Origin of the sequence: Streptomyces fildesensis, assembly GCF_016107395.1 — a bacterium.
GTDB classification, from domain to species: Bacteria; Actinomycetota; Actinomycetes; order Streptomycetales; family Streptomycetaceae; genus Actinacidiphila; species Actinacidiphila fildesensis.
This window is the reverse complement of record NZ_JAAIKO010000016.1, coordinates 1-12082: the sequence shown is the minus strand read 5'-3', so window position 1 is coordinate 12082 and position 12082 is coordinate 1. Positions and strand designations below refer to the sequence as shown.

Below are 12082 nucleotides of genomic sequence, written 5' to 3'. Positions count from 1 at the left end.
GCACGCGCCCGCTCGAACGATCCACGACCCCGAGGTGGTCGACATGGCTGACAACGAACACTATGACGTCATCATCATCGGCACCGGAGCGGGCGGCGGAACCCTCGCTCACCGGCTCGCCCCCACCGGCAAGCGCATCCTGATCCTGGAACGCGGCGGCTACCTTCCCCGGGAACGGGACAACTGGGAGTCGACGGCGGTCTTCGTCAAGGGCAAGTACCGGGCCCCGGAGTTCTGGTACGACAAGCACGGTGACACGTTCCCACCCGAGGTCAACTACTACGTCGGAGGCAACACCAAGTTCTACGGCGCCGCGTTGTTCCGTCTGCGCCCCGAGGACTTCGGCGAGCTGCGCCATCACGGCGGAATCTCCCCCGCGTGGCCCATCCGCTACGAGGACCTGGAGCCCTATTACACGCAGGCCGAGCACCTCTACCTCGTGCACGGCCGGCACGGCGAGGACCCCGGTGAGGGCGAGGTCAGCGCCCAGTACACCTACCCGGCGGTGCGGCACGAGCCGCGGATCCAACAACTCAGCGACGACCTGGAGGAGCACGGGCTGCACCCGTTCCATCTGCCCATCGGCGTGAACCTCACTCAGGACGAGCACGGCCGCGCGACCCACGAGAGTGTGTGCATCCGCTGCAACCGGGTGGACGGCTTCCCCTGTCTGGTGCGTGGCCTGCCTGTCTCCCGTCGTCGGCCGTGCATCCGGTACCAAGAATGGAGACTCCCCGGCGACGTCCTGTCCTGAGCGCGCGGCGCGCGCGGCCCGCCCGATGGGCGCAGTGATATCGCTCCGACGGGCCAACGCGGGGCGCGTCCGGACCGCAGGCACCTGGATCACCCCTTCGGGAGCCATCCGGGTGCGTCTCTCCGGCCCCATGGCGCCCATGACATCCCACCGCGCCACCGCCGTGCATGATCTCCGCAGTGGGGTTTGTCCAGACCCGGGAGGGGCACTGTGGTCGGATCAGGACCAGCACCGGCGATCGTCGTGGTCATGGGTGTCGCCGCGTCGGGCAAGACCACCGTCGGGCGGTTGCTCGCCCAGCGTCTCGATGTGCCCTTCGTGGAAGGTGACGACTTCCACCCCGCGGCGAACATCGCCAAGATGACCGCGGGGCAAGCACTCGACGATGAGGACCGCGAACCGTGGCTGCGGAGCCTGACCCGCTGCATCCGGGAAACCTCCGGTGCCCACCAGGGTGGGGTCATCTCCTGCTCGGCCCTCAAGCGGGAGTACCGGGACCTGCTCCGTGCGGCCGGGCCGGGCGTCTGGTTCCTCTACCTGGCCCTTGACGAGGAGACGGCCCACACCCGGATCGCACACCGGACCGGGCATTTCATGACCGCCCGACTCCTGGACTCCCAATACGACGCGCTGGAACCACTGCGGGCCGACGAGCCCGGACTCACCGTCGATGCGACCGCCGGGATCGACATGATCATCGGCCCGGTCCAGGCCGCCGTCGCCCGCTTCGAGGCCGGCGAACCGGGATGACCGCCCCCGGTCCCCGGACTCGGCCCGAAGGGAAGCGAAGCGATGGACTCGTTGCCGTCCTTCACCGTGACGGCCCCCGCAACGGTCAGTCGCCGTGCCAGGATCGCCACAGCGCCGCGTAGCCGCCGTCCGCCGCGACGAGTGCGTCATGGGTGCCGAGTTCGGTCAGGACGCCGGACTCGATGACGGCGATGCGGTCCGCGTCGTGGGCCGTCTGGAGACGGTGGGCGATGGCGATGACCGTGCGGCCCTGGAGGGCGGCGGCAAGGGCACGCTCGGTCAGGCGTGCCGCGGCCGGATCCAGCAGGGCGGTCGCCTCGTCGAGGATCACGGTGTGCGGGTCGGCGAGGATCACCCGGGCCAGGGAGAGCTGCTGTGCTTGTGCCTCGTCCAGCCGGTGGGCGCCACCACTGAGATCGGTGTCCAGACCGGACGGCAGATCGTCGATCCAGTCGGCATGCACCGCCTCCAGCGCGGCTCGCAACTGGAGGTCCGTAGCGGACGGGCGCGCGATGACCAGGTTGTTCCGCAGGGTGTCACGGAAGACGTGGTGTTCCTGGGTGATCAGGGCGATCTGGCGGCGCATCCGGTCCGGTGGGAGGTCGGCGACAGGGACGCCGCCGACCGAGACACGGCCGCTGCCGGGCCGGTCGACGCCTGCCAGGAGCCGGCCGAGGGTGGACTTTCCCGCACCGGAGGGTCCGACGATGGCGAGCCGTTCGCCGGGCTGGACGTCGAGATCGATGCCGTGCAGGACGTCGCCCAGGTTCGGGTACGCGTAGGTGACGGCGACGGTCTCGATGCGGTCGCCGGCCGGCTCGGCCGTCGTCGGGGTCGGGCCCGCCGGGACGGCGGCCAGGCCCTCCACCCGCGCGTACGACGCCATGCTGCTCTGCAGCTGTTCGACCGAGAGCAGGACGGTGTCCAGCGGTCCCATGAGCTGGCGCAGGTAGACGGCCGCCGCGACCACCTCGCCGAGGTCGGCCGCGCCGTGGTTGTAGAGCGTGCCACCGACCAGGAGCACGCCGACGACCGGCAGCGTGTAGGAGATGTCCACGGAAGGGAAGAACACCGAACGCAGCCACAGCGTATGCAGCCTGGCGCCTCTGGCCTTCGTGATGGCCGCCTCGGCGACGTGCAGCCGCTGCTGCTGCAGCCGCAGCGCCTCGACCGTGCGGGCGCCGCCGGCGGTCGTGGCCAGCATTTCCGCGAGTTCGGAATTGGCCGTGCCCTCTGCGAGATAGCCGGTGCGCGCCCTGCGGAGGTACCAGCGCGTGACGACGACGATGACGGCCAGGCAGGACAGTCCGCAGACGCCCAGCAGCGGGTCGAGGACGAGTACCGCGCCGATGATGAACAGCGCCTGTGTCGTGGCGATGAGCACCTCGGGTGCGGTGGTGCGCAGCGCGGTGGCGACGGCGTCGACGTCCGTGGTGCCGCGTACGGCCAGGTCGCCGGTGGGTGTGTGCTCGACGACGGTCGGGGGCAGCGCGAGAGCGCGGGCCAGGAACCGCTCGCGGATACGGGCCGCGGCTCGCTCGCCGAACCGGGCGGCGAGCAGCAGTGCGGAGCGCGACAGCAGGATCTGGACCAGCACGGCGGCGACGATGACGAGGGCGGTCCGGTCCACGGTGCCGACGCTGTCCGGGCCGGTCGATGCCTTGACCGTGTTGACGATGGTGCCCAGCAGCCAGGGACCGACCAGTCCGGCAGCCGCGGCGAGAGCGTTGAGGGCGAGGATTCCCGCGAACGCCGCCTTTTCCACGGCTATGTCGCTGCCTGCGGTGCGACGGACGTGCCTGGTGTCGGCGACGGGGAGCGGACCGGTCATCGGGACACTTCCTCTTCCTCTTCGGCGCCCCGGGAGACCAACGCGCGATAGTCGGCCCGGGCGTGCAGGAGGTGCTGATGGGTGCCGGTCGCCTCGACCTGGCCCCCCACGAGATAGACGACCGTGTCCGCCAGCTCCAGGACCAGCGGCGAGGTGCTGGTCACCACGGTGGTCAGGCCGGTACGGGCCGCGCGCAGCCCGGCGGCCATCGCGGCCTCGGTGTGCGCGTCGACGGCGGAGGTCGGCTCGACGGCGAGCAGGACCTCGGGCCGCGCGTACAGGGCCCGGGCCAGCCGCAGCCGCTGGCGCTGGCCACCGGAGAGGTTGGCGCCCTGCGCGGTGATCACGGAGTCCAGTCCTTCGGGCATCGCTTGGACGATGTCGGTGGCGGCGGCGCTGCCGATCGCGGCCAGGATCGCCTCGTGGTCGATCGCCTGCCCGCCGGCGACCACCTCGCGAACGGTCCCGCTGAAGAGATGGGCATCGTTGTCGGCGACCAGGACGCGCTCCCGGAACTGGTCCGGAGCCATCGCATCGACACGGTGGCCGTCCCATGCGGCGTCCGAGGGGGTGAACCGGCCGAGCCGTTCCACCACGGCGGGCGCGTCGGCCGGCCGGTCACCGATCAACGCGATCAGCGCGCCGGGAGGCACCTGGACGCCGGAGGCGGGATCGTGCAGGACAGCGGGCCCCGGCGGGGCATCGAGCCGGCCCGTGTCGTGGAGGTGACCGGGCCGCAGGCCCAGGAAGTCGATCACCCGCCGGGCGGCCACCAGGCCCCGGGCGACGTCGGAGCCGCCTTCGATGAAGGCGTAGACCGGCGTGACGAGCATGGCGGTGTACCCGTACACCGCCACGAGGTCGCCGACGGCGAGCGAACCCTCGGCCGCCATCCGCGCGGTCAGCCACGTGACCAGCGCGAGGAACAGTGCCGGCAGACCGATGGCCAGCGCGCCGATCCAGCTGGTCACGGCGCCCACCCGGTAGCCCTGTTCGCGCAGCTCCCGGGACCGGTGCCCGTAGCGGGACGCGTAGACGTCCTTGCCACCGAGACCGTTCAGGACCCGCAACCCCGTCACCACGTCGACGAGCAGTTCGGTCAGCGCACCCTGCCGCTGCCGGTATTCGGATCCGACACCCAGCAGCCGCCGCTGCAACGGTCCGACGGTGACGGCGAGCAGCGGCACTCCCGCCAGCACCACCACGGCCAGCAGCGGTGAGATCGACAGCAGCAGGGCCGCGACGACGAGATAGGCGAGAACGGCCCCCACCCCCGGCCCCATCACGGTCAGGGACATGGCGATCACCTGCACGTCTCCCATCCCGATGGCGACGACCTCACCGGCACCGGCCTGACTCCGCAAGCCGGCGCCGAGCGATGTGGCCTGCCGTACGGTCGCTCGGACGGTGCGGAACGACGCGTCCATGCGGACCTTCGTCATCGTCCGGTGGCGGAGGATGCCCACGACCGCGTTGACCACTCCCATGACGAACAACGCCGCGGTCCAGCCGAGCAGCGCGGAGCTGTCCTGTGCCCGCAGCCCGTCGTCGATCGCGCGGGACAGCAGGTAGGGCGGAACGGCCAGCCCGACCATCCACAGGCTGCCCAGCAACGCCCCGGTGGCGACCCGCCGCCGCTGGCTGGTCACCAGCCACAGCAGGAACCGCAGAGGGCTCCGGATGTCCTTCGGAGCAGGCGGGTGAAAGGTGTCGGCCATGCCCGCACCCTAGCCACCAGCAGGTCGGCGCCCGGCAGCCAGGGGGACGTTACCGCCGCGACGGCACACGATCTCCCATCGCCGGTGCATCCCGGATGACGCAGCCACCGATCCACACTATTGAACACGTTCAAATTAGCTGTAGGCTGCGGCCATGAGCGAACGAAGCACCGCCCTACGGCAGATACGCGCCTGGCTCGTCCTGTTCATCGTTTGTCTCGCGCTCAGCGGATTGACGGCCTTTCCACTGGTCCACGAACTGCGCTGGGCCGACAGCCTGCTGGGGTCCACCGCTCTCGGGGACTGGTTCCCCGGGCTCACCCGCTGGATCACCCGCGTCCGCACCGGACTCGACACGGCCGACGCCGACTACCCGTTCCTGCTGTACGGAACCGACTGGCTGGCCTTCGCCCACCTGGTCATCGCCGTGGCGTTCTACGGGCCCTACCGCGACCCCGTACGGAACATCTGGGTCGTCGAGTTCGGAATGATCGCCTGCGCCGGGATCATCCCGCTGGCCCTGATCTGCGGACCCGTGCGCGGCATTCCCCTCTGGTGGTCGGTCATCGACATGTCGTTCGGCGCCTTCGGAGTCATCCCGCTGTACGTCGTGCGCAGAAAGATCCAACGCCTCGCGGCACTGGACGACGCGGCCGGCCCCCGGCCTGCGGCGGTGGCGCAGCCCGCACAGTAGAGGCCAGCGCCCTGGCCTGATCTCCCGCCCCAAGGCCAGGGCTTCGTGCCCGGGGGCAATACCTGCGGCGATGACGCCGACCGCGATGGTCAGCCCTGGGGCGGAGTCACCGGCAACTGCCTTTTGTGTTCGGTCCCTTGGTACCTGCCCACGATCGAAGCGAAGGCACGCTCGCTCACCGGCTTGCCCTCCAGGAAGTCGTCGATCTCGTCGTACGTCACCCCGAGCGCGTCCTCATCCGCCTTGCCCTCGTCGAGCGTCTCCAGGTCCGCCGTCGGCACCTTCCACACCAGCGAGGCGGGCGCCCCGAGCGCCTCCCCGACGGCCCGCACCCGGCGCTTGATGAGCCCGGCAAGGGGCAGTACGTCCGCCGCGCCGTCCCCGAACTTGGTGAAGAACCCGGAGACCGCCTCGGCCGCGTGATCGGTCCCCACGACCAGCCCTTCATGCGCCCCCGCAACCGCGTACTGGGCGATCATCCGCTGCCGGGCCTTGATGTTGCCGTGCACGAAGTCCTGGTGCCGCTCGTCGCGGAAGGCGACCCCACCGGCCAGACAGGCCTCCAGCGCGGCATCGCTCGCTGCCTTGACGTTGACGGTCAGGACCTGGTCGGCCCGGATGAAGTCGAGGGCGAGCTGAGCGTCCTGCTCATCGGCCTGGACGCCGTACGGCAGCCGCATGGCGTAGAAGGTCGCGTCGTGCCCGGCCCGACGGGCCCGCTCCACGGCCAGCTGGCACAACCGCCCCGCCGTGGTGGAATCCACCCCGCCGCTGATGCCGAGCACCAAGGACCGCAGTCCGGTGGTCGTCAGCCGCTCGGCCAGGAACGCCACCCGGCGCTCGATCTCCACCTCCGCATCGAAGATCGCGGCGACGTGAAGATCCCGGGCGATCTCCTGCTGCAGGCCTATGGGCGCGGGAACGGTCACGACTACTCCTCGGGGTCGGTTCGGGGTGCAGATTCTATGCTGGCTGCCTGCTGCCACCTCCCGCGGACTGCGGCTGGCAGCAGGTAGCAAGGCCGACGGCCTCGTCGCGGCGCGGCCCGGCAGCTTCGCCCCACGCCGCCGTAGACCGGCAACGAGAGCTGGTGGCTGCGGTCCTGACGGTCCATACGCTCGGGCCCCGACGCCGCTGAGCGGCGGACCTGTAAGATCATTTACTCAGCGGTGCCGGACGCCTCACCCGCTCCGTCCCGCGCCGTGCACGTCTGAGCGGGTGGTAACACAGAGGGATCAGAACATGAAGCGCGTCATACGCGGCCTCGGAGCCGCTGCCGTCACCGCCGTCTTCGCCGGGGGTCTGCTCGTCGCCCTGCCGGGCGCGGCGAGCGCCAACGACTACGGGTACACCTGTAAGAACTGGAAGGACACCAGCCACAGCTGGAGCGCCGACTGCCACGTGACGCGCGGCAAGGCCCGTACGGTGACCGAGTGCGCCAACGGCAAGACCTACTACGGCAAGTGGGTCGGCAGCGGGTACTGGAAGTTCGATGGCGAGTGCGGCAAGTACGCACTGATGGCCACCGACATCCAGTGGAAGAAGTAGTTCCCCGATGTCCTGCCCCGTCGCAGCCCTCCAGGGCCGCGGCGGGGCGTTCTCACCCTCTTTTCCGCACGCCCGGGAAGCAGCCACCGGAAAGCGGCCCAAGAGGCTGCGATCACGATCGGGATGCCCGTCAGGAATCCGTGCGGCGCTTGCCTTCCTCGAAGAACCCCTGGATCGCGTCGGCGTTGCCGAGTTCCCGCAGCGCGCGTGCGGCGCCGAAAGGGGCGTTCCAGAACTTGCCTTCGCGCGGCCGGTGCGGCCCGACGTAGGCGTAGGGCTCCGGCAGGTGGTCGTCACCGGGTGAGACCCCGTAGTTCACCTCGTCGAGAGTGATGGCGAGGTCGAAGTGTTCGGGCCAGAGCACCGGTTCGGTCTCGGGTGCGAAACCGCGCAACGCCTCGTCCCCGGCGGCGAACGCGCGGAGGATCTCGGCTCCGGCTTCCGGATCGACCGTGATCACCTCGTCCGGCTTCACCCCGGACCCGTCCGGATAGAGCCCCTCCGGAGCGCCGGCCTCGATCCCCGCCGCTTCCGCGAGCGCCGCGTAGGTCTGGCCCGACAGCGCGATGCGGGCCGTTCCGCTGACGAGGTCGCCGCCCTCGACACGCAACGCCGGTTCGCCGATCGTGCCGAAACCGCCGCCGACGATCCGCAGCCGGATGCGGCCGATCTCCCGGTGCTGCGGCCCGGCCAGTACCAGCTCGGCGATGCCGTGCAGGGATCGCCTGGTCAGAGCCACTGCGTCAGCAGTCATGCCGCCTCCTCGGGTTCATCGCTACCCGCGAGTGTCGCAGGCGGCCCGGGTCGCGGCACTGCGCGACACCCGGCATGGCCGGGCTACGACCGCTGACGGCATCGGAATGACTCCGCTAGCGGGTGGCGAGCCGCTCCAGGAGGGTGGCGCTCCGTGCCAGCAACGTCTGCTCCTCATCCGTGAGTTCGGCCTCGATGGCCTGCGCGAGCCAACCGACCCTGCGGCCGCGCTCCGCTTCGAGCGCGGCCCGGCCCGCGTCCGACAGCTCGACCAGCGACTTGCGGCCGTCCGTGGGGTGCGCCCGGCGGGTGATCAGATCCTGCTCCATGAGCAGCCCCACCGAACGGGCCATCGACTGGGGACGTACACGCTGATCGGCGGCGAGGTCGCTGGTGGTCATGGCGCCGTCGCGGTCGAGTGCGCCGAGCACGGCGACCTGACCCAGCGGGATGCGGTCCTCGTGCTTGACGCGTCGGGTGAGCTTCCCCATCGCGGTGCGCAGTTCTGCGGCGATGGCGGCGGCTTCCGAGGTGGGCATAGGGCACTTTACCCCGTTGGGCAGCATTGCTGTGCACCTGACCTGCACAGCAATGCTGTACAGCAAAACTGGGCAGCATTGCTGTATGGTTTGGCGTTGTCGGGCTCAGCGCCAGCGCTGTCGCAGCCGGGGCCACGGCACACGACAACGGGAAGGACCTCCCATGTCCGCACAGGCATCCGGGACCGTCAACGCCGCCATCGAGACCGTCACCGCCCGCCGGATCATCGACAGCCGGGGCAACCCCACGGTCGAGGTCGACGTCGTCCTGGCGGACGGGTCCCTGGGGCGCGCGGCGGTCCCCTCCGGCGCCTCCACCGGTGCCCGGGAGGCCGTGGAACTGCGCGACGGGGACCCCACGCGCTGGCACGGCAAGGGCGTCGACCGCGCGGTGGCCCACGTCAACGGGGAGATCGCGGCGTCCGTGCGCGGCCGGGACGCGGCGGACCAGGCGGGTCTCGACGCCGCGCTGGTCGCCCTCGACGGCACCGCCACGAAGTCCCGGCTCGGCGCCAACGCGATCCTCGGCGTCTCCCTCGCCGCCGCCAAGGCCGCCGCGGCGGCTCACCGCCGGCCCCTGTACCGCTACCTCGGCGGTGCCGACGCCCACCTCCTGCCGCTGCCGATGATGAACATCGTCAACGGCGGCGCCCACGCCGACAATCCGCTGGATTTCCAGGAGTTCATGATCGCGCCCGTGGGCGCGGAAACCTTCGCCGAAGCCGTCCGCATGGGCAGCGAGATCTTCCACACCCTGCGCCGTGATCTGCTGGCCGCCGGGCACTCCACGGGCGTCGGCGACGAGGGTGGCTTCGCACCCGCGCTGCGTACCGCTGAGGAGGCGCTCGACTTCGTGATGACCGCCATCGAGCGCACCGGCTACCGCCCCGGCACGGACATCGGCCTGATCATGGACCCGGCGTCGTCGGAGTTCTTCCGCGACGGGGTGTACGACTACGCGGGCGAGGGAGTGCGCCGCACCCCCTCCGAGAACGCCGACTACCTGGCCAAGCTCATCGACGCCTACCCGATCGTCTCCGTCGAGGACCCGATGGCGGAGAACGACCTGGACGGCTGGCGGGAGCTGACCGCCCGCGTCGGCGACCGCTGCCAGCTCACCGGTGACGACGTGTTCTGCACCAACGAGACACTGCTGCGCGAGGGCATCCGCACCGGGGTGGGCAACTCGGTCCTGGTCAAGGTCAATCAGATCGGGACCCTGACCGAAGCGCTGGCCACGGTGGCCACGGCCCACCAGGCGGGCTGGACGGTCGTCATGTCGCACCGGTCGGGCGAGACGGAGGACACCACCATCGCGGACCTGGCGGTGGCGACCGGCTGCGGTCAGATCAAGACCGGCTCGCTCTCCCGCTCCGACCGCACGGCGAAGTACAACCAACTGATCCGGATCGAAGAGGAGTTGGGCGACTCGGCGCGCTTCGCGGGCCGCTCCGCACTGCGTCGGGCATGAACAGCAGGCAGCGGTAGGGACCACGCGGGCCCCCGAGCAGGATCGGGGGCCCGCTCGCGAGACCGGACAGACACGTCTTCCTGACTGCTGGTTCGCCGCCGCTCCCATCCGCTCGGTGAGGTGATCGGTGGGGAGCGCTCAGGGGCCGGGCGTGGAACCACCGGTGAGCAGCAGCAGCGCGGTGACAAGGTCGTCGGAGGCCGAGCCGGTGGCCAGACGGCGCAGTTGGAGGCCGACGACGAGTGCGACGACGGGGCCGGCCAGGCGTTCGGGGTCCGGTACGCCGAGGCCGCCGAGGATGGAGGCGGCCAGCTGGTCGTAGGCGGTGAAGCATTCTGCGGCCGCCGGGCGCAGCTGGGGGTCACGGCCGGCGTGGATGTAGAGCTCGAAGGGGGCGATGTGCTCGCTGTCGAAGGCGGTGTCCGCGGACACCTGGCCGACGATGGTGGCGGCCTGTTCGGCGGTGACGCAGTCGGTGATGTGACGTGCGGCGAGGTCGGTGAAGCGGCGGGTCTCCTGGTCGACGAAGGAGCGCAGGCTCTCGCGCAGCAGGTCGTGCTGGGTGGCGAAGTGGTACGTGATCGAGCCGAGGGAGACGCCCGCCTCCTTGGCGATGCGGCGGTTGGTGACCGCGGCGACGCCGTCCTGACCGATGATCCGCAGCGTGGCCTCGACGATGCGTTCACGCGTCGGGGTGGGATTCGGCATGTGCTCATCGTCCCATGGCCGGCCCGTTGGTCAGGCCATCCGCCGCGGTGTCGCCGCTGGAGGGAAGGTGCGGGGAGTTCCGCCGGGCGCTGGGAGAAGCGGGCCAGCGCTCGTACCATCGCTGGTCGTCCTCTTGACAGGGAAATCACCGGCGCAGCCGAAGGCGGTGGGCTCGGCCGCCACGTCGGTGTCGTCCTTGACGGCGATCGGGACACCGAGCAGGGGCAGACGGTGCCCGGCGGCGAGGCGGCGGTCGGCCGCGTCGGCTTCCGCCAGAGCAGCGGTGGCGCGTACCCGGCGGAACGCGTTCACGGTCGGCTGGGTCGCCTCGATGCGTGCGAGAGACTCTTCGACGAGGACCCGGGACGAGATGTGCCCGCCGTGCAGGGCCGCGCTCTGCGCCGCCAGGCCCGTGCGTGCGGAATCGGCCATCGTTGGGCCCCTTCATCCTCTCCTACTGTTCGTTCGAACGAACAGTAGGAGAGGATGGCCCCCATGGACATCAACGGATCGACTGTTCTCCTCACCGGCGCCGGCGGCGGCATCGGCCATGCCCTGGCGAAGGCTCTGGCCGCCAAGGGCGCCCATCTGGTGATCACCGGCCGGCGCGCCGAATCGCTCAAGGGCCTCGAAGCGTCCCTGGGCGCACGGGTGCTGGTCGCGGATCTCAGCGACCGCGACGCGGTCGTGCGGCTGGCCGAGGAGGCAGGTCCCGTGGACATCCTGGTCGCCAACGCCGCGCTGCCCGCCAGTGGCGCCCTGCTCGACTTCACCCCAGCGGAGATCGACCGGTCCTTGGAGGTGAACCTGCGCGCACCCTTGATGCTCTCCCGGCTGCTGGCGCCGCACATGGTGGCAGCCGGCCGCGGTCACCTCCTGATGATCGGCTCGATCTCGGGACGGACCTCGTCCCCCGCCACCTCGCTCTACAGCGCCGCGAAGTTCGGACTGCGCGGATTCGCCCATGCCCTGCGGCAGGACCTGCACGCCACGGGCGTCGGCGTGTCCATCGTGCAGCCGGGATTCGTCCGCGGCGCGGGGATGTTCGCCGACACCGGTGCCACACCGCCCGCCGGGGTTCGTACCGTCACGCCCGAACGCGTGGCGGCGGGTGCTGTCAGTGCGCTCGAACGTGACAGGGCCGAGGTGAACGTCGCGCCGGTCGAACTGCGGCTGGGCAGCGCCATCGGCAGCCTCTTCCCCTCACTCGGCGCCGCCGTCCAGCGCAGGGCGGCGCTCGAGTCCTTCGTCGGGCAGATCACTCAGCTTGTTATTTATGGTCCGGACTCGAACATCGAGTAGGACACCATCACTCA

Annotated in this window: 11 protein-coding genes and 2 pseudogenes; 6 read left to right on the top strand and 7 right to left on the bottom strand. The window is 70.6% G+C overall.

Annotation, left to right across the window (positions count from 1 at the left end):
• Window positions 1-43: 43 nt before the first annotated feature.
• Window positions 44-682: pseudogene (locus C6N31_RS21575) on the top strand (dehydrogenase); the annotation flags it as partial.
• A gap of 321 nt (window positions 683-1003) precedes the next feature.
• Entirely contained in the window at window positions 1004-1504 is a 501-nt protein-coding gene (locus C6N31_RS21570) for a gluconokinase (RefSeq protein ID WP_138351764.1), read from the top strand.
• Between the two features lie 85 nt (window positions 1505-1589).
• Here the strand turns inward: C6N31_RS21570 and C6N31_RS21565 are convergent, their stop codons facing one another.
• Both C6N31_RS21565 and C6N31_RS21560 read right to left on the bottom strand, forming a co-directional pair.
• Window positions 1590-3335, bottom strand: a complete 1746-nt coding sequence (locus tag C6N31_RS21565; protein ID WP_138351765.1) for an ABC transporter ATP-binding protein — start codon at window positions 3333-3335, stop codon at window positions 1590-1592.
• Entirely contained in the window at window positions 3332-5053 is a 1722-nt protein-coding gene (locus C6N31_RS21560; RefSeq protein ID WP_138351766.1) for an ABC transporter ATP-binding protein, read from the bottom strand. The genes C6N31_RS21565 and C6N31_RS21560 overlap by 4 nt, the downstream gene beginning before the upstream one ends.
• Before the next feature lie 154 nt (window positions 5054-5207).
• Between C6N31_RS21560 and C6N31_RS21555 the strand changes: the two genes are divergently transcribed.
• Window positions 5208-5747, top strand: a complete 540-nt coding sequence (locus C6N31_RS21555) for a hypothetical protein (protein WP_138351767.1) — start codon at window positions 5208-5210, stop codon at window positions 5745-5747.
• Between the two features lie 89 nt (window positions 5748-5836).
• Here the strand turns inward: C6N31_RS21555 and nadE are convergent, their stop codons facing one another.
• Window positions 5837-6676: an NAD(+) synthase gene (gene nadE / locus C6N31_RS21550; RefSeq protein ID WP_138351768.1), complete on the bottom strand. Its 840-nt coding sequence runs from the start codon at window positions 6674-6676 to the stop codon at window positions 5837-5839.
• Window positions 6677-6989: 313 nt separating this feature from the next.
• Between nadE and C6N31_RS21545 the strand changes: the two genes are divergently transcribed.
• Window positions 6990-7295, top strand: coding sequence for a hypothetical protein (locus C6N31_RS21545; protein ID WP_138351769.1), 306 nt, complete (start codon window positions 6990-6992; stop codon window positions 7293-7295).
• A gap of 130 nt (window positions 7296-7425) precedes the next feature.
• Here C6N31_RS21545 and C6N31_RS21540 read toward each other — a convergent pair whose 3' ends face one another.
• Together C6N31_RS21540 and C6N31_RS21535 are read right to left on the bottom strand one after the other, a co-directional pair.
• Window positions 7426-8049, bottom strand: a complete 624-nt coding sequence (locus C6N31_RS21540) for a hypothetical protein (protein WP_138351770.1) — start codon at window positions 8047-8049, stop codon at window positions 7426-7428.
• Window positions 8050-8164: 115 nt separating this feature from the next.
• Complete coding sequence (locus C6N31_RS21535; RefSeq protein WP_138351771.1) at window positions 8165-8587, bottom strand: MarR family winged helix-turn-helix transcriptional regulator; 423 nt, start codon at window positions 8585-8587, stop codon at window positions 8165-8167.
• 163 nt (window positions 8588-8750) lie between these two features.
• Between C6N31_RS21535 and eno the strand changes: the two genes are divergently transcribed.
• Window positions 8751-10058, top strand: coding sequence for a phosphopyruvate hydratase (gene eno / locus C6N31_RS21530; protein WP_198357999.1), 1308 nt, complete (start codon window positions 8751-8753; stop codon window positions 10056-10058).
• A 138-nt stretch (window positions 10059-10196) separates the two neighbouring features.
• Here eno and C6N31_RS21525 read toward each other — a convergent pair whose 3' ends face one another.
• Window positions 10197-10766: a TetR/AcrR family transcriptional regulator gene (locus tag C6N31_RS21525; protein ID WP_138351773.1), complete on the bottom strand. Its 570-nt coding sequence runs from the start codon at window positions 10764-10766 to the stop codon at window positions 10197-10199.
• 131 nt (window positions 10767-10897) lie between these two features.
• A pseudogene (locus tag C6N31_RS21520) lies at window positions 10898-11198 on the bottom strand (amidase family protein); the annotation flags it as partial.
• 63 nt (window positions 11199-11261) lie between these two features.
• Between C6N31_RS21520 and C6N31_RS21515 the strand changes: the two are divergent.
• Window positions 11262-12068, top strand: coding sequence for an SDR family NAD(P)-dependent oxidoreductase (locus tag C6N31_RS21515; RefSeq protein ID WP_198357997.1), 807 nt, complete (start codon window positions 11262-11264; stop codon window positions 12066-12068).
• The last annotated feature ends 14 nt before the right edge of the window (window positions 12069-12082 follow it).

Coding starts and splice junctions, on each gene's coding strand:
- C6N31_RS21570 (WP_138351764.1), top strand. CDS start 1,004: ATGGGTGTCGCCGCGTCGGGCAAGACCACCGTCGGGCGGTTGCTCGCC.
- C6N31_RS21565 (WP_138351765.1), bottom strand. CDS start 3,335: ATGACCGGTCCGCTCCCCGTCGCCGACACCAGGCACGTCCGTCGCACC.
- C6N31_RS21560 (WP_138351766.1), bottom strand. CDS start 5,053: ATGGCCGACACCTTTCACCCGCCTGCTCCGAAGGACATCCGGAGCCCT.
- C6N31_RS21555 (WP_138351767.1), top strand. CDS start 5,208: ATGAGCGAACGAAGCACCGCCCTACGGCAGATACGCGCCTGGCTCGTC.
- C6N31_RS21545 (WP_138351769.1), top strand. CDS start 6,990: ATGAAGCGCGTCATACGCGGCCTCGGAGCCGCTGCCGTCACCGCCGTC.
- C6N31_RS21540 (WP_138351770.1), bottom strand. CDS start 8,049: ATGACTGCTGACGCAGTGGCTCTGACCAGGCGATCCCTGCACGGCATC.
- C6N31_RS21535 (WP_138351771.1), bottom strand. CDS start 8,587: ATGCCCACCTCGGAAGCCGCCGCCATCGCCGCAGAACTGCGCACCGCG.
- eno (WP_198357999.1), top strand. CDS start 8,751: ATGTCCGCACAGGCATCCGGGACCGTCAACGCCGCCATCGAGACCGTC.
- C6N31_RS21525 (WP_138351773.1), bottom strand. CDS start 10,766: ATGCCGAATCCCACCCCGACGCGTGAACGCATCGTCGAGGCCACGCTG.
- C6N31_RS21515 (WP_198357997.1), top strand. CDS start 11,262: ATGGACATCAACGGATCGACTGTTCTCCTCACCGGCGCCGGCGGCGGC.